The organism is Paenibacillus sp. FSL R7-0313 (genome assembly GCF_037969885.1).
Classification (GTDB): domain Bacteria; phylum Bacillota; class Bacilli; order Paenibacillales; family Paenibacillaceae; genus Paenibacillus.
This window is the reverse complement of sequence record NZ_CP150219.1, coordinates 634,177-654,861: the sequence shown is the minus strand read 5'-3', so window position 1 is coordinate 654,861 and position 20,685 is coordinate 634,177. Positions and strand designations below refer to the sequence as shown.

Below are 20,685 nucleotides of genomic sequence, written 5' to 3'. Positions count from 1 at the left end.
ATAGAACGTGAATTCATTACAAAACATGTTAAGGAGTGACGCAACAACATGAGTCAAGAAGTATTGGAACGTCGCAGTGAATTGCTCAAAAAGAACATTCATCAGATGCTTGTTCAAGACAATCAGCACGGTATCAGTCGCCAAGACAACATGTTTTTGCAGCAGATGATTAAAGAGCTGCATCAGACCTCACATGAGCTGAATACCAAATCTTAATGTAGAATCTGCACGAGAATGAAGTTGTCTGGTGTACGATTCATTCCATGAAAATGAAAATGGCGCTATCTCCGATCAGACCGGGGATAGCGCTTTTACTTTTTCTGGGCTTATAGAAGAAGCTCTGTTTATTTTACTGCAACTGTTGCTGAGCGGTTCTTTTCTCAATATATTGAATGAACAACTCGGCAAGCTCCGGATCGAACTGTGAACCCGAACATGAGCGTAGCTCCCGAATCGCTTCTTCCACGTTCTTGGTTTCCTGATACGGCCGCTCTGTCGTCATGGCGTCAAAGGAGTCAATCACGGTCAGCATGCGGCAGAGCCGGGGAATCTCGTTACCCTTCAGTCCGTAAGGATAGCCCTTGCCATCATAGCGCTCGTGGTGAAGTTCAATGTACGGAATCAGATCGGCGAAGCGATCGTTCGTGATCACCATTTTTTTGCCCCAGGTGACATGTCCTTTGATCGTTTCCCATTCTTCTGCGGTGAGCTTGTCCTTTTTGTTCAGAATGGACCAAGGAATCTCCAGTTTTCCGATGTCATGAATCAGTGCTCCCAGCACGAAACGACGTTTTTCCGCATTGTCCAGTGCGAGCAATTCACTGATATCCAGTGCATATTTGTAGACCCGTTTGGAATGTTTAAACGTATCCATATCCTTGTATCTGAACAGATTAAGCTGCTGCTCGATGTCACGAACGTCCTGTACCAGATCAATCTCATGTTCCATGCCATCATTGCTGCCGTGGCGGTGCACGTTGTTCTTGCCTTGTTTCTTCGCATAATACAGTGCTTTATCCGCCTGATCCACCAGCTGGGATTTGTTATACATATCCACCTGATAGGGCGCGACGCCAGCAGAGAAGGAGAGACAACCGTGTGGAAACACTTCAACGCCTTCAAATGGCGTGTCGTTCAGTTGTTTACGCAGTTTGTTCATGAACCTGTAGGATTCGTCCAACTCCATGCCTGGCATGAGCAAAGTAAACTCTTCCCCTCCATAACGAAAGGCGGTAACAGGTGTACCTTCCGTCTTTCGCATCAGAAAATCCCCCAGCAAGGCCAGCAGACTGTCGCCTTGTAAATGGCCAAACCGATCGTTATACTTTTTGAAATCATCAATATCAATAAGTCCCAGACAGAGCGGTGTTCCCTGCGTACGAGCGGTAGTCAGTTCATTCTCCAACATACTTTCAAAATAACTATGGTTGAAGAGACCTGTGCGTTGATCCGTGTTAGCCTTCTCCTCAATGCTCTGATACATGACAAACAACTGCTTGAATGCATGGGAGAGCAGAATACTGAGACTCAGATACAACAACAGACCGAGCACGCCATTGTGCACAACCAGAATCGTCAGGACAAGCGCCAGAATCAGCGTACATAAATAAACCAGCAGGGATTCGGTAACGAATACCCGCTTCATCTGCTGTAAAGCATCCTTTGTTGAGAAATGAAAGAATAAGCCAAGTGTGATCGTGTTGATGATGAAGTAGGCTGCGAGTGCTGCAAAATAAGGAATCAGGTTATAGCCGTCCAGTGTTCCCGATTGCCCGCCAGTCCACTCAAACACGGCAGCTGCTCCCGTAATCATGAGACTGTAGATGCTGAAATTGACAATGTGTTTCCACCAGGTGAGCTTGCGCTCTTTGATTAACAGGATGATGGAGACAGGAAGCAGTACGGATAAACTGAAAGCTCCGCCAAACATGAATATACAGGCAAGGTATACCGATGAATCCATGGATTGCTGATTGCCTTTGGGTGGAATCTGGAACGTGAAATAATCCAGAATTAACGCCGCACCAAGCATAGTGTAGACCATAACCCAATCCGCCGTGGTTAGATGAAGGTAAGACCACTTGTTCATGTACAGAAAAACACCGATCCCGGTACAACTAAGCAAAATAACATACAGACTGCTTCGATCTGCCTTATGGATAAGGTTACGAATAAAGTTCATAAAAAATCTCCTGCTTGGGTTTAGTCTACTCTTGATGTGTATATAATTGGTATTCTTGTATCGGTGTATACTATATAGATGTATAACATAACAAGTTGACTGGCAAAAATCCAGAAAGAAAAAACAGGCCGCTGGCAGCCTGTTTGTCTTGTTTGGCGGTATGGATACTAGCCGCCCAGCTTGTATCCCGAAGTTAATGCTACAACGACAGAAGCCACGATGATTGCGTTGATGACAATGCGGGAATATTTCACACCTTCAAATTTTTTCATGGAGAAGACCTCCCTTCCTTGGAGTCTACCTGGTTCTCATTAAGCCTGATGAGTTTTAGCAGGTTGCACAGCCTTTTTATCCCGATTCACCATCATGTACTGGATAAAAAGGAATATGCCCACGTTCATAACCACATCACCGATGCTGATGACTTGAGTCCGTGGATAAGGGCTGGAGAGTGGGATGATATCACCGAGAAAAGGCAAACGTGTAGACGCATCCATCATAAAATGCTTTGATACTGCGCCGCCTTCCCGGAGCATGTCTACATAGTAGGGTCCCAGTACAGCAGAAGCTTCTACAGAAACTGGCATTCGCCCACCATTTACAGCCATAACGGCAAAATTGAGAAATACCCCAATCCAGATGAGCATGAAACCGGTGTGGTGTCTGTTGAGCCACAGGAAAGCGAGCCCTGTAATGTAGACGGCAGCAAAGAGATATCCATTAATGGATGCCACCCATTCGAATCGTTCCTGGAGATAGAAAATAAAGAACTGGATTAGCAACAATACAGGGAAAATCCAGCCACTTCGCAGCTTGAGTGCTGCAAACTGGTTGAGTCCATGCCGCAACCCGCCCCGAAAAAATCCAACGATCAATCCTAGTAGAATACCGTCATATACCATGGAGTAACTCCTGTTCGTGCGGAGATATGCAATATGATTGCGTGTTTGTGTACATAAAGGATTCGACCTTATATTGGTAATTCCTGCATGAGAAAAATGATTTTTTAGAAGAAATTTGCAAAATGCTGAACAAAAAACCGCCTTTACGAATCCAGGGGTCGAAATCCCTGTAAAATTCGGTAAAGACGGAGGTTTATAATGGCAAAATACGAGCTTTAATTCGGTTGGAGTTGGAAATTATCTTATTCGGAACCACCGTTCAGATAATTGAAGAAAGGTTGGTCCACCCAGAAGTCATAGGTCGTAATGTCTGCATCAGGTGCCAGTTTCAGGAAACCTTCCCGAATGGCTTTGGCATTTTCTTTCAGCGAGAAGGACTGAGCATAGTAATTGCCAAGCGCGATCTTATTATTGGAAATGACCGGATAGTTGGCTAATGCAGTTGGTGAGTAATAAAGTGGTTGCCACCAGGAACTGAGAATCAATGGCGATGTACTGTCACTGTTCTTCTTGGCATATTTCAGCACAATGTCGTTGAAGCGAACTTTGTCTGCCACATTGTTGAACTCGAACTGAATATCATATTCCTTCGCAGAAGCAATATAGTTGCCGTTCTCGATCTGTGTCACTTTATAGTCTGGCGTTTCCTTCGGCTCGCCCCATTCCTTCAAATAAATGAAGGCAGATGTCTTCGGCTGGAATTGTACATCGGCGTCAATGCCTTCGCTACGCAGCAAACCAACCAACTGTACAGCATGTTGGATATTATCGTGGCCGTAGGTAAGTGTCAGTTCATCGATAAAGTTGGAATCAAAGCGGCTATCCTTCAGGTTGTAACCTGTTACGAGATCATCTCGCAGGGCCTGATCCACAATCTTTCTCAGCTCAGGTGATTCGATCAGATCCGCTGTGCGATATGCAGCATACAGTTTGGAATAGATGTCCGCATCGCCAGAACGCCCAATCTCATGTTTGTATTTCCCTTGGCTGACCAGCACGCGTCCAAGCAAAGTATTAGCAAAATCTTTACTTGCCACGCCACCCTTAAGGAGAGCAGGGTAAAGGCTCTCGGGAATCAGGCCTGTATCAATCGCTGCAGCCAGTTCCTGTGCGGCTTGTCCCTGAACACGGTTCGGGCTAATGCCAACTTTGGCAAGTGCTTTGGCCGTTTTCTCTGTGGGATATGTATAAGCGAGTTCCTTGAATCCGGCTGCTTTCACCGCGATGAAGACGGCGGCATAAGTGCTCAGTTGATCCTTGGCACGTACTTCTGTACCCGTAAGAACCCCGTTATTGTATAAGGATACGGCAGCATCATAGGAAGAATCACCAGAAGACAGATCGGTAAAGACAGGAGTTTTGGCTTCACTGTCACTTGCTTGAGTTGCTTCCGTGATGGCTGCAATGGCTTGAATGAAATCACCTTTGGTAATCTGTTGCGGCAATTGAACGTTGTATTTCGCTTGCAAGAATTGAGCAAAATCCGCTGCGCTTTCCGTGTAAGCAACTGGAGCCTGAGCTACCGGTCCTTTGACACTTTGTGAGGTGGTTGGTTTAGCCGGAGTTGCAGATGCTGCAGAAGCAGAAGCGGGCAAGCTAAGGCTGCCGAGTGTTACCGGAGCGGCAAGTAGGGCCGCCAACGTGATCTGGGTGATTTTTTTCAAATGAATAGCCTCCTTAAGATGGGTTGGAAAATGATCAGCTTTGGGTTATAATTCTGACAATTCCTATCAGAATATAATAATTGGATTGACTTTAGCACGGAGACGCGCTGGATGTCAACGAAAAAAAGCTTGATACAGAGCGGTTTCCAAAGCTTGGTAGAAAGCGAGTTGTCAATTATATTCTATTTGAGTGTATACGCTCAAAGATTTATTGACAAGGATCGACAGTATCCGCTAGGATAAGAAAAAAGAATGTTGAAAAGGGGTATTTTCAAAATGAAAAGAGGTTTATCGTTCGTCTTATCGATCATCATGTTGGCTATTTTGTTGGCAGCTTGTGGGAATTCGGCTTCCAAAGACGAACAATCCGCCCAAGGCAGTGATTCGGAGAAATCTCTTCGGATGGCCCTCGTACTTCCCGAAAAAATAGGGGTTAACCCTTTCTTTGTACAGATGGATGAAGGCTTCAAAAAAGCAGGCGAAGAATTCAAAGTAGACACCAAGACGATTGAATCGACAGATCCGGCAGCATTTGAACAAAATCTGCGTGCTGCGGTTGCCGAGAATTATGATCTGATTATTACAGCCACTTTCCAGGCAGAAGATGCATTGAAGAAAGTTGCTGCAGAAAATCCGGACAAGTCCTTTGCAATTGTAGATACAACAGTGGATCTGCCTAACGTACGTAGCGTTGGTTTCCGTGAATATGAAGGGGCGTATCTGCTTGGTGCAGCTGCTGGATTGTCCACCAAAACAGACAAAGTCGGCATGATCGCAGCAATGGATGTACCATTGATCAAGAAATATACGGAAGGTTTCAAAGCAGGATTGGAATCCGTGAATCCGGACGCAGAATTCCTCGTGAACTATGTAGGTGGATTTAATGACCCGGCCAAAGCAAAAGAATTGGCGCTGGTACAATTCGGCAAAGGCGCTGACTTCATCGCTGGCGCATCCGCTGTAGGTGATCTCGGCGTGTTCGAAGCAGCCAAAGAAAAAGGCTTCTACACTTCCGGTCAGGATACGGACCGTACTGTTGAAGACCCGGAACATATCGTATTGTCTCAATTGAAATCAACGGATACCGTTGCTTATGAGACTGTGAAAGATTTTGTAGAAGGCAACTTCAAAGCAGGCGCTGTTAACTACGGTTTGAAAGAAGACGGTGTAGGCCTGACTTACGTTACACGTGACAGCGAATCTCCATTGAATGCTTTTGTTGGACAAGAAGTGATCGACAAGGTTAAAGCAATCAAGGATGATATCGTATCCGGCAAAATCGTAGTCAAAGATCCATTGCAACAATAGTTTTGATTGTTCTTTTCAATGAATGAGTGATGGAATTGATCAGCCGGCTGCCCGATCAGGCAGCCGGTTTTGCTGCTATTAAATGACCGAGACCGAGAGGAGCGAACGCAAGATATGCTGTTGGAGATGGAGCACATTACAAAGAAATACGGCGGCTTCACCGCTAACCGGGACATCCGTTTTAATTTGCGTGAGGGAGAGATTCATGCCCTTGTAGGTGAGAACGGAGCCGGTAAAACAACCTTGATGCGTATGCTGTACGGTATGGAACAGCCTACGTCAGGCACAATCAAAGTCCGTGGACGCGAGGTAAGCTTTGCTACGCCGTCCCAGGCGATGGCAAGTGGCATCGGTATGGTGCACCAGCATTTCATGCTGTTCCCTTCCTTTACGGTGGCGGAGAACATCGTGATCGGACGTGAACCGGCTAAGGCAGGCGCATTTGACCGCAAAAAAGCAGCGGCCCAGGTGAACGAGCTTGGCAGACAATATGGCATGCCGGTTGACCCGTGGAAAAAAGTGTCCGAGTGCCCGCTTGGCATGCAGCAGCGTGTTGAAATTCTCAAGGTGCTGCATCAGGGCGCAGACATCATTATATTGGACGAACCTTCAGCGGTACTGACACCGCTTGAAGTGAAGGAACTGCTGGCGAATATGAAATCTCTCGCCAAGCTGGGCAAAACCTTTGTACTGATCACGCACAAGCTGCAAGAAGTCATGGATGTAGCCGACCGGATCACGGTACTTCGGGATGGTCAGGTGACAGGTACGTTGGAAGCGAAGGATACACATGTGGAGGAATTGTCCCGTCTGATGGTTGGTCGTGAACTTGTGCGTATGGACAAGCAGCCATCGGTTCCAGCGGAAGCGGTGCTTCAGGTGGAAGGGGTCAATCTGTCCGGAGCGAAGGATCGTTCCGCGCTCAAGGACATCCACATGGAGGTACGAAAAGGCGAGGTTGTTGGTATAGCAGGCATCTCGGGTAACGGCCAGTCTGAATTGATTCAGGTCATTGCCGGACTGCGTAAGGCGGATAGTGGTCGCGTTGTGCTCTCCGGGCAGGATACAACCAACTGGCCTGTACGGCGCATCCGGGAGCATGGACTTGCTCATATTCCGGAAGATCGTTACATGTGGGGAGCGGCCAAGGATGCGAGCGTTCGCGAGAACGGGCTAATGGGACACCATCATCGCTTACAGTCACGCGGCATTATCAAAGCTAAAGCAGCAAAAACGATGGTAGAGAGTTGGATCAAACAGTTCAGCATCAAGACAGGTTCTGCGGAGACCAAGGCACAATTCCTGTCCGGAGGAAACTTGCAGAAGTTGATTGCTGCCCGTGAATTTGCACAAGATACACCGTTTCTGATTGCAGCCGAACCGACCCGTGGTGTGGATATCGGAGCGATGGAGACGATTCATGCCGAATTACTGCGCAAACGCAGTGAGGGTGCGGGTATTCTGCTCGTTTCATCAGAGTTGTCCGAAATTTTGCAAATATCTGATCGCATTATTGTCATGTATGAAGGAGAAATTGCCGGAGAATTGAGAGCAGAGGAAGCGACTGAGGAACAGATCAGCTTGTTAATGGCAGGAGGGAAAGAGCGGATATGAATCGGGTAAAAGAAACACTTCGCGGACTCGTACAGCCGCTGCTTGCCGTATTCATCGGTCTGCTTGCAGGGGCTGTAGCGATTCTGATCGTTGGCGGTAATGTGGTGGATACGTATGCGGAGATGTGGAAAGGGGCCTTCGGCAACTTCTACTTCTTCACCAATACGTTGGCTCGTTCCACACCAATCATCTTGGCGGGACTTGGCGTAGCATTGGCATTCCGTGCCGGATTTTTCAATATGGGAGCCGAAGGTCAGATGATTCTTGGCGGGCTCAGTGCGGCGCTCACGGCGCTTTATCTGCCAGGCCCGGGCTGGTTTGTGTGTATTGCTGCGATTGTGGCTGGTATTGTTGCCGGTGGAATCTGGTCCCTGTTTGCAGGTTGGCTGGATGCTCGGTTTGGCATGAACTTGTTGATCACAACCTTACTACTTAACTATATTGCCATTTATTTTGGCGGCTACATGGTCTCCTATCCATTCAAGGATCGGACTGGATCAGCAGCGATGGCGCAGACACCGATGATTGATCAGAGTATCTGGTTGCCGAAGTTGTTCCAGGGGATGGGGCTGCATGCTGGCTTCATTATTGCCATCGTAGCGGCTATTCTGATCTACTGGTTCACCCACAAAACGGTGACTGGTTACGAGATCCGCATGCTCGGAAGTAACCCGTCCTTTGCAACCTACGGTGGTGTTCGCCGCATTCGCATGATGATGTTGTCCATGGTCATTAGTGGTGGACTTGCTGGACTGGCAGGTGCGGGAGAAGTGCTCGGTACACAGTACCGTTTCCTTGATGGCTCACTGTCATCGGCAAGTTACGCATGGAGCGGTATTATGGCAACGCTGCTTGCCCGCTCGCATCCACTCGGTACAGCTGTGGCAGCTATTTTGCTGGCTGCGTTACAGACAGGTGCCATGGGGATGGAACGGAATACGGATGTGCCGCTGGAAGTTGGCAGTGTCATTCAGGCTGTATTGACGTTATTTGTATCAGCTCAGATCGGTTATTCATTCCTGAAGCGGAGAAAGGAGAAAAAGTCCAATGCAACAACTGTTTGATGCAGCCATGTTTGGCTCAACCTTGCGGATTATGACTCCAATCCTGCTTGCAGCGCTCGGTGGGGCTTTATGTTCCCGTGTCGGTCTGTTCAACGTGGGTCTCGAGGGACTGGTTTTGATCGGTGCGTTCTCCGCCATTGTTGGTAATTATCTGTTTGGCAATGTGCTGTTGGCTGTACTCTTTTCCATTATTATTGTGATGTTATTCTCGGCGCTCTTTGCCTTTATAAGTATTAATCTCAAGGCTAACGCCATCGTGGTCGGGATCTCGCTCAACTTCCTGGCTGCGGGGGTGACGACCTTTGCACTGCGTGCGATTTTTGATGTAAAAGGTGCATACTACGACAAAGACATGGTGGGACTTCCCAAATGGGATATTCCGCTAATCAAGGACATCCCGTGGGTGGGCGATGTATTATCGGGACATAGTCCCCTGGTCTACCTCGGCATTGTGCTCGTGATTGGACTGCAATTTTATCTGTTCAAAAGTGTATCCGGCTTCCGCCTGCGCTCCGTTGGTGAGAACCCGATTGCAGCACAGAGCATTGGGATCAAGGTGCGCGGCATCCAGTATGGTGCCGTTCTGATGTGCGGCGTATTGTGTGCCCTGGCTGGAGCACAGTTGTCGCTTGGTCAGGTGACGATGTTTACCGAAGGTATGACCGCGGGTCGTGGTTTTATCGCGCTGGTCGCAACGATGCTGGGACAAGCGAATCCGCTGGGCGTCATGGGCTCCAGTGTGCTGTTTGGCTTCATGGAAGCATTGAGTATTCGTCTGCAAGGATTCTCCTTGCCAACCCATTTCACGTTGATGCTGCCGTATATTGTGACGCTAGTCGCGATGTTCTTTTTCAAAGACCGTACCTATGCACAGGATGCACTGAAAGCGGGCGGAAGCTCGCGTTAATTCCTGAATGTCTATGTTAGAGGCAGAAGAAGAAGGAGGAAACTCACTTGCATAACAAGGCTGAACGTTTGAAAAAAGGAAAAACCCCGGCACCCAAAGCAGGCATTGATCATGGAGATCGCTTGCCGCCGGGACAGATGCTGACGGAGAAATTCCCGATTCTGCATGAAGGGGAAGTACCGGAATATGACCTGTCTACGTGGGATCTGAAGGTATTCGGCGAAGTGGAAGAGGAGAAGGTCTTCTCCCTAGCTGAGTTAAAGGCGATGCCACAGGTGAACACGGTGAGTGATATTCACTGTGTCACACGCTGGTCGAAATTCGATACGCCGTGGGAAGGTATTCGCTTCTCCGATTTTGTGAAACTTCTGGGGGTTAAACCGGAAGCGAAATACGTCATGATCCATGCAGATCATGATTATGAGACAAATGTACCGCTTGAAGAATTGATGCATGATGATGTACTGCTTGCATTCAAATATAACGGCGAGCCACTAACACCCAAGCATGGTTTTCCACTGCGTATGGTTGTGCCACAACTTTACTTCTGGAAGAGTGCCAAGTGGATACGTGGGCTGGAGTTTATGACAGAAGACCGTAACGGCTTCTGGGAAGTGAATGGTTTCCACCATTTTGCCGATCCGTTCAAGGAACAACGCTTCTCGGGTGAAGATCTGCCGATTCCGGAAGACGAGTGGACGAAGAAGGAGTTTGATTGATATGTTGATGCCTATTTTGCAGATTCATTCGGAAGACATGCCGGCATATGCCATCGTCTGTGGTGATCCGGCACGTGCGGAGAAGATTTCCCGTAAGCTGGAGCAGGCGAGAGAACTGGCGTTCAGTCGGGAGTATCGTACATTTGTTGGATTGTATGAAGGGGTACAGATCGCTGTGGTCAGCCATGGTGTAGGTTCACCTGGAGCAGCTGTCTGCTTCGAGGAATTGATTCGCGCGGGTGTAACAACTCTGATTCGTGTAGGTACCGCAGGGTCGTATACAGCCGATTATCCGGCAGGCAGTGTGATTGTGAGTACAGCCGCTGTTCGTACGGACGGGTTGACTCGCCAACTGGTGCCGGATGGTTTCCCAGCGGTAGCGGACATTGGGGTGACACAAGCGTTGATCGAAGCTGCTCGTGAGCAAGAAAGCGCGGATGCTGCAACGTTTGCAGGCAAAGTGGGCGTTGGTATCACCGTAACGCTGGATGCGTTCTTTGCAGGCGTGGAAGAGATTCAACACCGCAAGTACAAGCAGGCTGGAGCACTTGCAGCCGAGATGGAAATTGCTGCGCTCTACATCGTCAGCACCTTGCGTGGCGCTCGCGCCGGAGCGATTGTCGCGATCGATGGATTCGCGGACAGTGATCTGGCTGCCGAGTATGATCCGCATACGGATGCGGTTGGACAAGCGGTGGAGCGCGAGATTAATGCAGCGCTACGTGCGCTAGCGGTGCTTGCTCGCCAGGATCAGGCATAGGTTGGTTAAAACAAGTATGCATTTTTGCTCAGTGTTACAAGCAAACCAGTAGATGATGTCCATTTGAGGTGGATAATATAAAAAAGGGCGTCCCGTAAGGTCATGAATATGACTCAAGGGGCGTCCTTTCCTTTTAAGTTTTCCGTTTATAGTTAAGTGGCGCCTTTTTAAATAAACTGAAAAAGAAGAGGGGATGCAGGTACAGTAGCGAATTGTATTTCATGGAATGTTATTAAATTAGGAGAGTGATTAAATATGGGCTGGAGTGAATTACGTGAAATTCCTAATGAATACAGCGATGAGGTACAGCGGATTGATGAGCAACTTTTGAAACTGGTTGCAGCCAGAAAGGACATAACCGGAGCAGTCCAATACCAACCTCCTCAAAATACCATCGATGAATGGGTGAGCTTACTGGATATGAAGGAGGAAGATATCCGATATGTTCTCCGTAGCGTGCAACCGATGCCGCAAAGACACTACTTTCCAAGTGAACCTCTCCAATTGACAAGTGTGGTGCCGATTATGAAGAAAATGTTCAAAGATTCGTGTGAATATATGATTACGCATTCAATGCAATATGAAGGCGAAAGCCTCGTTTACGTGGAAATTCGATATAAGGGGAATGAAGCTGAGCGTATACAAATGGTTCCACATTTGGCTCTGGAAATATTCAGCGAACAGAGACATATCACCATGAGACATGGCAGTCGTGGAGGAGGTGGGGAGACTCAAATTAGTTTCCGAGTGGTTCCTGCTCTTCCTTCTTCTCTGGAAAACGTTCGATTCTCCTTGATTCCCTCAATACCAGAGATGGAATACAAAGTAGAGGAAATCATTTTGGATAAACAGGTTGATTTCGATTAACGGGGAACAGGATATATCATGAAAAATGACGTATGGATAATGCGCATGTATTAAGGGCGCAAAATCTATACGTCATTATGTTTATCTGGGTAAATAACACCGTGTTCTTTCTCAAATTCATCAATATGTTGTTCAATAAGATACTCAATCTGCATTGCAATAGATCGTTTGTTTTTGTCCGCAATCACTTTAATTTTCTCGAAATTCTTTTCTCGCAACCTAAGTGTAAAAACTCTTTTATCTGTAGCCATGAAATAAAATCTCCTTAAAAAGTAATGTTCATATTGTATCATTAATTCAAGTAACACATAACTTGGGGACGGCCTGATCCTCGAAGAGAATGATAATGCAGAAAGTGGGCACGTTATATAAAGGAACATCAACCATGAATACGAAAAAGGGAGGACTCTATGATGACACAGAACAATCAACCTCAGGACGAGGCGGAAATTCGCAACAAGCTGGATGAAGACGGGGATTCCTTGATGGAGAAAAAGAAGATTCTAAGCGGAGTGGACATTGAGCCGCAGGCGGATGAATGGGCCGCGAAGCCATCACCTGTTGCTTTTAATGAAGGAAATGCTTCTTCGAAAAAATAAACAACATGAGCATCACATTCGCTTTGTGAAATGTAAATAAATTTAGCGAAGCAGGTACCCTTATGGTATCTGCTTTTTGGTTGTATAATAATGTAAAATTCAGTAGATGAAAGAGTGATGGGGATGAGTAAGGGGAAGATTAACATCCGAAAGGCAGAAATGAGGGACTACTCTGGCGTGTCATTGTTGATGGATGAGTTGCACCAGATGCATGTCGAGGGGCGGCCCGATCTATACAGAGCGTTAGAGACGAGAATGGAGGAAAAGGAGTTCACCGAACTGCTGGAAACGGACAAGCGTTATCTGTATGTTGCCGAGTCTTCGGAAACGGGTTTGATTCTGGGTTACGGGAGTGCGCAGTTAAGTGTTATTCAAGATAACTCGTTGATGGTGGATCGCAAGATGCTGTACATCCATGAACTTGTAGTGGATACCAAGCATCGGGGCCAAGGAACAGGCAAACAGTTACTAGAAGCATTCATCGAGCTAGGGAGAGAGCTTCAGGCAGACAGCGTGGAATTATCCGTGTCGACTTTTAACTCTGGGGCACAGGCTTTCTATGAACAGATGGGTCTGGTCGTCCGCAGCAGCAGGATGGAGTATACCTTGTAAGATCACCGCTCTATTTAATTAGGGAGTAAATCATCCATTTTAATTAAAATATCAGAATACTCTTGAATACCCCCATGGGGTATGTTACTCTTAGAAAAGAACGAAAGAAAAGGGGTGTTCATGATGGATCATCAGAGCCATCCCGAGGAACCTTTGCAATCCTCCAAGTCAGATTCAACGGAAGCTTTGGCTACAGTCCAAGAAGAAGCGGTATCCTGTCATGCCGAGGGCAGTGATGGGAAGCATGTGCGCAAGAGTCACCATTCGCAGGAGATGAAGAGTAACCTGGTTTCTCGTTTGAACCGTGTGGAAGGTCAGATTCGCGGGATCAAGGGATTGATCGAGAAGGATACGTACTGTGATGATGTGCTGACGCAGATTGCGGCGGCTCAGTCTGCTCTTAATTCAGTAGGCAAACTTTTGCTTGAAGGCCATATGAAGAGCTGTATCGTTGAGCGTATTCAGGCTGGTGAACATGAGGTTGTGGATGAACTGCTGGTTACGATGCGGAAGTTAATGAAGTAAGCTGAATCAATTCACCTAATTAAGTTATCATTTTAATATACCCCAAGGAGGAATTTACAATGTCTAATGTTACGTTGAACGTTACGGGAATGTCTTGCAATCACTGCGTGAAATCAGTTGAAGAAGCTGTGAAGAATACCGGTGCTAGTGGTAAGGTTGATCTGGCAGCGGGAACAGTAGCGGTGGAATATGATGAGCAGACGGTGAACGTGGATCAGATCAAAGCTGCGATTGAAGATCAGGGATACGATGTAGTCTAACGGGATCACAGGCTTAAACCGAACATGCTCATGGGCGAAAAAGAGGTCAGAGTACCTTTTTCCAAGAGTCAGGTTTAAGCCTAATTTTCTGTCTGATATATACCCCTTGGGGGTATAATGGATGCAACATACAATAAATTGAATCGACATGAAAGGAGCTGACATGATGGATAACTCAACGAATAAACCAATGGATAGATCATCCGAACCCACACCAATGCCACCTATGGCAGAAGCACCAGGACTGAAAGCAACACTGCACATCACGGGAATGACTTGTGCTGCATGTTCGACACGAGTGGAGAAGGGCTTGTCCCGTATGGAAGGGGTGCATCAGGCCAATGTGAATCTTGCCATCGAACAGGCAACCGTATCTTATGATCCGAAGACAACTAACGTGAACGCGTTGCGTGATAAAGTAGAGGCGCTTGGTTACGGCACGGTGTCCGAATCAGTTGATTTGAACATCACCGGTATGACGTGTGCTGCCTGTTCTGCCCGGATTGAAAAAGGTCTTTCCCGACTACCGGGGGTATCTCAGGCGAATGTGAATCTGGCGCTGGAAACAGGGCATATCGAATATGCCGCTGGTGCATTGAAACCTTCGGATATTACCGCCAAGATCAAGCAGATGGGCTACAGTGCTGAACTGCAATTGACGCAAGAAGAGACCACATCGGTTCGTGAACGTGAGCTGCAACGCAAAAAGTGGAAATGGATGATATCTGCGTTGTTATCGATTCCTTTGCTGTGGGCAATGGTCGGGCATTTCTCGTTCACATCCGGAATCTATGTCCCAGATCTGTTCATGAACCCTTGGTTCCAGCTGATTCTGGCAACGCCGGTACAGTTCGTGATTGGATGGCAATTCTATGTGGGGGCATACAAAGCACTACGTAACCGCAGTGCCAATATGGACGTTCTTGTCGCACTGGGTACCAGCGCAGCGTTTTTCTACAGTCTGTATCTGACGTTATCCAGTGGGTACTTACCTTCTACGACGACGATGGATCACGGCGCAATGGGAACGAGCACAGCCGCCATGCCTTCGGTAGAACTCTATTATGAGACAAGTGCAATTCTGATTACGTTAATTTTACTGGGAAAATGGTTCGAAGCTGTGGCGAAAGGTCGCTCTTCACAGGCGATCAAAAGCCTGATTGAACTGGCTCCACGTGAAGCCCGTGTCATCCGTGACGGACAGGAAGTTATGGTTCCTGCCGCATATGTTGCGGTGGGTGACTTGGTTCTGGTGAAGCCGGGTGATAGCATCCCGGTGGATGGTATTGTTGAAGAAGGCCAATCCTCAGTCGATGAATCCATGCTTAGTGGAGAGAGCCTTCCCGTGGATAAAAAACCGGGAGATCCCGTTACAGGTGCTACGCTGAACAAAAACGGGGTGTTACGACTACGTGCGACCCGAGTGGGATCGGACACGGCTTTGTCCCAGATCATTAAAGTAGTCGAGCAAGCTCAAGGCTCCAAAGCACCGATCCAACGGATTGCAGATGTAATTTCAGGCATATTTGTTCCCATTGTCGTGGGTATTGCCGCGCTGACATTCCTGATCTGGTATCTGTTTGCAAGTCCAGGTGACTTCGCTAGTTCCCTGGAGAAAGCCATTGCCGTGCTTGTCATTGCCTGTCCATGTGCACTGGGGCTGGCAACGCCGACCTCTGTCATGGCTGGATCAGGACGTGCGGCTGAATATGGCATTCTGTTCAAAGGCGGCGAACATCTGGAGTCGGCACAACAGATTCAGACCGTGGTGCTCGACAAAACAGGTACAGTAACCCAAGGCAAACCGGTCCTTACCGATGTTGTTACGGCTCCGAATTGGACGGAATCCGATCTGCTTGAGCGAGTGGGAGCGGCAGAACAGAGTTCCGAGCATCCGCTGGCAGAGGCGATTGTTGCGGGTATACGTGCCAAGGGTCTGGAGTTAACCCCAACAGAGAAGTTCGAGAACATACCGGGATACGGTGTGCGAGCTTCAGCAAAAGGGCAGGAAATTCTGGTCGGCACGCGTCGTTTGCTTGCAGATGCAAAGGTGAATGTCTCTGAGGAAACCGTTCAGCAAATGAACCGTCTGGAAGAACAAGGGCGTACAGCGATGCTAGTAGCGGTGGATGGTCAGTGGGCAGGGATCGTGGCTGTGGCTGACACCATCAAGGATACCTCTCGAGAAGCCATAGGTCGACTTCAGGCAATGGGGATTGATGTCATCATGATCACGGGAGACAATGAGCGTACTGCTCGCGCTGTAGCAGAACAAGCAGGGATTGGTAAAGTTCTGGCTGAGGTTCTGCCGGAAGGCAAAGCCGCGGAAGTGAAGAAACTTCAGGAGAGTGGCCTGAAAGTTGCGATGGTAGGTGACGGCATTAATGATGCTCCGGCACTCGCTACTGCTGATATTGGGATGGCCATCGGAACAGGAACGGATGTAGCGATGGAAGCGGCGGATATTACATTGATGCGTGGTGATCTGAACAGCATTGCAGATGCGATTGAGATGAGCCGGCGCACGATGGGTAACATCAAACAAAACCTGTTCTGGGCACTCGGATACAACGTTATTGGTATTCCCATTGCGGCAGTTGGCTTCCTGGCTCCATGGCTGGCAGGGGCGGCGATGGCGTTCAGCTCCGTATCGGTTGTCCTGAATTCCCTACGTCTGCAACGCATGAAGCTGAAGAGAAATGACTGACCGACCTTTGCTTGGAGATATATTCAACGCCTTATTGCAAATGAAGTGAGGATGAATAAATGCGCGGTTCGCTGCAGCGGGCCGTGTTTTTTGTTGAGAAAAAACAGTTGAATAGCCAGACAAGTGCGGCCTGAATCGTTGGTATAGATGTTCTTTTCTACAGAGAAATGATAGCATAATGCTCTTTTGTGAAAATGGATCAATTGCATTCATGAATAAAGCTTATATTTTCTGAATTTTTCAAAAATGAGTTGACAATATGGACATATTCACATAAAATTTAAACGATCGTTTGATTCAAACAACTGTTTAAATCAAATTAGAACTATTTGAGTAATGGAGGACACCTTTTATGTTACAGGCTTTACGTACATTGTTTAAAAAACCGCCAGTGATTGTAGGGATCGTAACAGCACTTATGTTCCAAGTGATCTTTAGCGTGATCTGGATGACCGCATATTCTGGAGTAAATGACCGTACGAAAGAATTGACGGTTGCGATTGTGAACGAGGACGGCGAAATGTCCAAAGGAATCGCGGATTCCCTCGCAGGAACACTGCCTTTCCACACCGTATCCAATCTGAGTGCGGCTGAAGCGTTGGACCAGCTGAATCATCACCAAGTACACATGGTGCTCGATATCCCGGCTGGATTTAACGAATTGCTTCAGACGGCTGGCTCAACCGCCGAGATTAAATACACCATTAATGAAGCGAACCCGGTTACGATCAAAAGCATGATGCAAGGTGTATCACAAAGTGTGACAAACACAATTAACAAACAAGCTACAGCACAAGGGGTACAGACGGTGTTGACCGCTTCAGGCGCGCCTGCCGAACAGGCTGCTGAAGCCGCTACAAACCTGACTACCCGAGTGGAAGGAACGACAACGTCCATCAACCCGGTTAACGGGATGAATAATCAGATGGTGCCAATGATGATGGTACTGGCTTCCTATGTAGGTGCCATGATCATGGGGATGAACCTCCAGACAGCCATGGGTATGCTGTCATCTACCTATTCCCGATTGACTTTGTTTGGCGCGAGAGTAGTCATTAACGTGGGTTCTGCATTGGTCGTTTCCTTGCTGGGATCTTCACTGATTGTGGCACTGGGAGGACAGATTGCACAAGGATTCGTTGCATTCTGGTTGTTCCAGGCGCTTTTCCTGTGCACGTTCATGTTCTTCTCCCAGTTCTTCCTGATCTGCTTCGGACCTGCAGGAAGTCTGTTCAACATCATCTCACTGTCCTTGCAACTGGTATCTTCCGGTGCAATGGTACCGCGTGAATTGCTGAACAGCTTCTATAGCGGCATTGGGCAGTACCTGCCTGCAACATACGCCGTACAGGGTATTCTGAGCGTGCAGTTGGGAGGCCCGGGGGTTCAGTCTGCTGCGGGCTCTATCGTGATTGTACTGTTGGTTGCCGTTGCGTTGTCACTGGTCGTGACGTTGTTGAAAAAACAACGCATGCCAGCTATGGCTCCAAGCCCTGCTCAAGCAAACAACTAATACAGCAGATGCATACCATTGCATCATAGGATAGGACAAGCACCCCGATGATTTTCATCGGGGTGCTTGGTGTAATATAATAGACAGATGAATCGCTGGCTGCAGTCCTTGAGCTGGAGCGAATAAGATGAACGGACAAGAGGGAGCGGGACGGAATGACGGAACCGGAGTTGGATATCAAAACGAGGATATTGCTTGCAGCCAAGAAGCTTTTTGCACAGCAAGGGTATGACGGGACGAGTGTTCGTCAAATATGTGATGAGGCAGGTGCCAATGTGTCGTTGGTGTCTTATCATTTTGGCGGCAAAGAAAAGGTGTTCGAAGCATTATTTGAGCATTTTTTCCCTGGGCATATGATGAACTCACTGGCGGAAGAGTCGATGTCCTCGCCTGTGGAAGGTATCCGCCGAATTATTGGTGAAGTTGTGAAGTTCACGATGACGGATCGGGAGATGAGCGATATTGTGCAGCTTGAAATTACACTGCGTACACATCGTACAGCTACCGTATTTCGTTTTCTAGACCCTGTATGGACCCGAGTGAGGGAACTGCTGCAAGAGGGTAAGGATCAGGGATTGTTCCAGATCGAGTCCGTATCTTATGCGATGCTTCAGGTGATGGGTGTGGCTTTGGCGCACAAACGGGCCAAGAATTCACGATTTGGCTTTGATTATCAGGATATGAATACAGACGAGCTCGCTGAGCAGACGATTGAGTTCGTACTTCGAGGATTGGGAGTGAACCACCATGAATGAAACCATTGAGTTGATGATGAAACACCGCTCTGTACGCAAATTCAAGCCAGACCCGGTAAGTGAAGAGCAGCTTGCAGCCATCGTAGCGGCTGGACAGATGGCTTCCTCTTCAAGTAGTGTGCAAGCCTATACCGTAATTGCTGTGACTGACTTAGAGCAGAAAGCCAAGCTGGCTGAATTGGCAGGCAACCAGGCCTATGTCAATGAATGTCCGGTATTTCTCGTATGGTGTGCTGATCTGTATCGGCTGAGTGATGCTGCGAAACGTCATCTTCCTGAGAAGGAATCGTATGCCGATTCAACCGAGAATTTCATGGTAGCTACGATTGATGCTGCACTTGCTTCCCAGAACGCCGCTCTTGCAGCGGAGTCACTAGGGTTCGGAATCGTATATATTGGCGGGCTTCGTACCCGAATTGAGGAAGTAGCCGAGTTGCTGGGTTTGCCGGAAGGAGTATATCCGGTGTATGGCATGTGTATTGGTGTTGCAGATCAGGAAACGGGAATTCGTCCACGTCTGCCACTGAATGCAGTTCTGCATCGTAATCGTTATAATGCCGAGCAGAGCATCAAAGGTGTTGAGCAGTATGATGAGACAACGACGGCGTACATGAAAGAACGGACTAACGGTGAAAGAACAACTCCATGGTCCGAACTGATGGCAAAGCGTCTGACTGAGCCGACACGGTTGCAGGTGAGACCATTCCTGGAAGGCAAAGGCTTCTTGAAGCGTTAAGTTATATAGTAAATTAGAAGTCAGTCGGAGCCAAACCGACTGGCTTCTTTGTGTTTTGTTGTAAAGTGCTGTGTTGGTACGGGCAAGCGAGAGTGCTTGCTGCTACCAGCTGGTAATCAAGTTAAGCCATAGAAACGCTTTGTGTTCTGATAAAAGAGACGGGCGGCCCGCTCGGTTCCCATGCCAGTGATTTCACTCCATGCCTGGATGACCTGTCTGGTCATGGCCGGGTGTGTCATTCGTCCCTGAAATGGCCCTTCAAAGGGCCAAGGTCCGTCGGTCTCGGCCATCACTTGTTCGGATGGATATTGCCGGGCGAGTTCACGAATCTCTTCTTCATACCGAATATCCGGCGTGAAAGAGATGAAATAACCGTTGTCAGCCATACGCCGTACCGTTTCGCGGGATCCTTTGAACCAATGGAAATGGGCGCGTCGGAACTGATATTGCTCCAGCAGATCACAGACGATATCTGCATCATCGTATACCGCATGAAGTACAAGTGGTTTGTTATACTTTTTGGCGAGTTGGATGAAACGTTCAAGCAGCTTGATATACCCGCTCTGATCGAAGCGCTGCCCTGCCTGTTCCGCTTCCAGACGGTTGTAATAGGGAAGGCCGACTTCTCCTATTGCTATGGCTTGTCCCATATGCTTCTCGATCCATTGGAAGAACAGGTCCATTTCTTCAGCGGACGGCAGTTCCTGTTCCGGATGGAAACCGAAGGCTGGATAGATGGTGCGTGGATGTTGTTTTGCAAGCTCCAGATTGGTCTGGGCAGAAGCGAGATTCATCGACACGGCAATGACTGCTTCGACCTGCTGAGACGGGAAAGATAGCAGCATCTCGCGTTGTTCGTCAGGGGTATACTGATCGAAGTGAATATGAGCATCAATTAATGATGCAAAAGCTTGAGAATGCACGAGGGAATTCCTCCTTGTGTTCATTTATATTCTAACTATGTTACGCAGAATTCATTGTGGTGGATCAC

21 protein-coding genes are annotated in these 20,685 nt (G+C 47.9%); 16 read left to right on the top strand and 5 right to left on the bottom strand.

The features are described 5' to 3' along the window. Positions 1 to 48: 48 nt before the first annotated feature. Positions 49 to 216: a hypothetical protein gene (locus NSQ38_RS02715; protein WP_017691019.1), complete on the top strand. Its 168-nt coding sequence runs from the start codon at positions 49 to 51 to the stop codon at positions 214 to 216. 133 nt (positions 217 to 349) lie between these two features. Here the strand turns inward: NSQ38_RS02715 and NSQ38_RS02710 are convergent, their stop codons facing one another. From NSQ38_RS02710 to NSQ38_RS02700, 3 genes are all read right to left on the bottom strand, one after another. Next, positions 350 to 2,182, bottom strand: coding sequence for a diguanylate cyclase (locus NSQ38_RS02710; RefSeq protein WP_339786872.1), 1,833 nt, complete (start codon positions 2,180 to 2,182; stop codon positions 350 to 352). A gap of 311 nt (positions 2,183 to 2,493) precedes the next feature. Then, positions 2,494 to 3,084, bottom strand: coding sequence for a DUF5317 domain-containing protein (locus NSQ38_RS02705; RefSeq protein WP_338590296.1), 591 nt, complete (start codon positions 3,082 to 3,084; stop codon positions 2,494 to 2,496). A 242-nt stretch (positions 3,085 to 3,326) separates the two neighbouring features. After that, positions 3,327 to 4,748: a hypothetical protein gene (locus tag NSQ38_RS02700; protein WP_339786869.1), complete on the bottom strand. Its 1,422-nt coding sequence runs from the start codon at positions 4,746 to 4,748 to the stop codon at positions 3,327 to 3,329. A gap of 276 nt (positions 4,749 to 5,024) precedes the next feature. Here NSQ38_RS02700 and NSQ38_RS02695 point away from each other — a divergent pair, with 276 nt between their 5' ends. The 7 genes from NSQ38_RS02695 (at position 5,025) to NSQ38_RS02665 (ending at position 11,987) form a co-directional block, all read left to right on the top strand. Next, positions 5,025 to 6,056 (top strand): BMP family protein, encoded by a 1,032-nt coding sequence (locus NSQ38_RS02695; protein WP_017691014.1) that lies wholly within the window; start codon positions 5,025 to 5,027, stop codon positions 6,054 to 6,056. A gap of 114 nt (positions 6,057 to 6,170) precedes the next feature. Continuing rightward, positions 6,171 to 7,670 carry an ABC transporter ATP-binding protein gene (locus tag NSQ38_RS02690; protein WP_339786866.1) on the top strand — a complete coding sequence of 500 codons (1,500 nt, stop codon included), beginning with the start codon at positions 6,171 to 6,173 and terminating at the stop codon, positions 7,668 to 7,670. Beyond that, a complete protein-coding gene (locus NSQ38_RS02685) occupies positions 7,667 to 8,734 on the top strand; it encodes an ABC transporter permease (RefSeq protein WP_062837193.1) in 1,068 nt (355 codons plus the stop codon). The genes NSQ38_RS02690 and NSQ38_RS02685 overlap by 4 nt, the downstream gene beginning before the upstream one ends. Next, positions 8,718 to 9,641 carry an ABC transporter permease gene (locus tag NSQ38_RS02680; RefSeq protein ID WP_076332630.1) on the top strand — a complete coding sequence of 308 codons (924 nt, stop codon included), beginning with the start codon at positions 8,718 to 8,720 and terminating at the stop codon, positions 9,639 to 9,641. Before NSQ38_RS02685 ends, NSQ38_RS02680 begins: the two co-directional genes overlap by 17 nt. 47 nt (positions 9,642 to 9,688) lie before the next feature. After that, positions 9,689 to 10,360 carry a sulfite oxidase-like oxidoreductase gene (locus tag NSQ38_RS02675; protein WP_339786863.1) on the top strand — a complete coding sequence of 224 codons (672 nt, stop codon included), beginning with the start codon at positions 9,689 to 9,691 and terminating at the stop codon, positions 10,358 to 10,360. 1 nt (position 10,361) lies between these two features. After that, a complete protein-coding gene (locus tag NSQ38_RS02670) occupies positions 10,362 to 11,120 on the top strand; it encodes a nucleoside phosphorylase (protein WP_339786859.1) in 759 nt (252 codons plus the stop codon). A gap of 255 nt (positions 11,121 to 11,375) precedes the next feature. Then, on the top strand, positions 11,376 to 11,987 hold the full coding sequence (locus tag NSQ38_RS02665) for a hypothetical protein (RefSeq protein WP_339786857.1): 612 nt from the start codon (positions 11,376 to 11,378) through the stop codon (positions 11,985 to 11,987). Positions 11,988 to 12,052: 65 nt separating this feature from the next. On the opposite strand, the gene NSQ38_RS02660 is transcribed toward NSQ38_RS02665, so the two are convergent. Then, positions 12,053 to 12,238: an Arc family DNA-binding protein gene (locus NSQ38_RS02660; RefSeq protein ID WP_339786854.1), complete on the bottom strand. Its 186-nt coding sequence runs from the start codon at positions 12,236 to 12,238 to the stop codon at positions 12,053 to 12,055. 159 nt (positions 12,239 to 12,397) lie between these two features. Between NSQ38_RS02660 and NSQ38_RS02655 the strand changes: the two genes are divergently transcribed. The 8 genes from NSQ38_RS02655 to nfsA all read left to right on the top strand — a co-directional run bounded on the left by NSQ38_RS02655 (position 12,398) and on the right by nfsA (position 19,694). After that, on the top strand, positions 12,398 to 12,586 hold the full coding sequence (locus NSQ38_RS02655) for a hypothetical protein (protein WP_244898276.1): 189 nt from the start codon (positions 12,398 to 12,400) through the stop codon (positions 12,584 to 12,586). Between the two features lie 123 nt (positions 12,587 to 12,709). After that, positions 12,710 to 13,198 carry a GNAT family N-acetyltransferase gene (locus tag NSQ38_RS02650; protein ID WP_339786852.1) on the top strand — a complete coding sequence of 163 codons (489 nt, stop codon included), beginning with the start codon at positions 12,710 to 12,712 and terminating at the stop codon, positions 13,196 to 13,198. 123 nt (positions 13,199 to 13,321) lie between these two features. Next, the gene (locus tag NSQ38_RS02645; RefSeq protein WP_283945829.1) at positions 13,322 to 13,723 is read left to right on the top strand and encodes a metal-sensitive transcriptional regulator; all 402 of its coding nucleotides are present in this window, start codon (positions 13,322 to 13,324) and stop codon (positions 13,721 to 13,723) included. A 59-nt stretch (positions 13,724 to 13,782) separates the two neighbouring features. Further along, on the top strand, positions 13,783 to 13,983 hold the full coding sequence (locus NSQ38_RS02640) for a copper ion binding protein (protein ID WP_017691004.1): 201 nt from the start codon (positions 13,783 to 13,785) through the stop codon (positions 13,981 to 13,983). Positions 13,984 to 14,200: 217 nt separating this feature from the next. After that, positions 14,201 to 16,690: a heavy metal translocating P-type ATPase gene (locus tag NSQ38_RS02635; protein ID WP_339790372.1), complete on the top strand. Its 2,490-nt coding sequence runs from the start codon at positions 14,201 to 14,203 to the stop codon at positions 16,688 to 16,690. Between the two features lie 352 nt (positions 16,691 to 17,042). Continuing rightward, entirely contained in the window at positions 17,043 to 18,203 is a 1,161-nt protein-coding gene (locus NSQ38_RS02630) for an ABC transporter permease (RefSeq protein WP_091038143.1), read from the top strand. Between the two features lie 155 nt (positions 18,204 to 18,358). Next, positions 18,359 to 18,958, top strand: a complete 600-nt coding sequence (locus tag NSQ38_RS02625) for a TetR family transcriptional regulator (RefSeq protein ID WP_339786850.1) — start codon at positions 18,359 to 18,361, stop codon at positions 18,956 to 18,958. Next, positions 18,951 to 19,694, top strand: coding sequence for an oxygen-insensitive NADPH nitroreductase (gene nfsA / locus NSQ38_RS02620; RefSeq protein ID WP_339786847.1), 744 nt, complete (start codon positions 18,951 to 18,953; stop codon positions 19,692 to 19,694). The genes NSQ38_RS02625 and nfsA overlap by 8 nt, the downstream gene beginning before the upstream one ends. Before the next feature lie 116 nt (positions 19,695 to 19,810). Here nfsA and NSQ38_RS02615 read toward each other — a convergent pair whose 3' ends face one another. Beyond that, positions 19,811 to 20,641 carry a TatD family hydrolase gene (locus NSQ38_RS02615; protein ID WP_339786843.1) on the bottom strand — a complete coding sequence of 277 codons (831 nt, stop codon included), beginning with the start codon at positions 20,639 to 20,641 and terminating at the stop codon, positions 19,811 to 19,813. Positions 20,642 to 20,685: the final 44 nt, after the last annotated feature.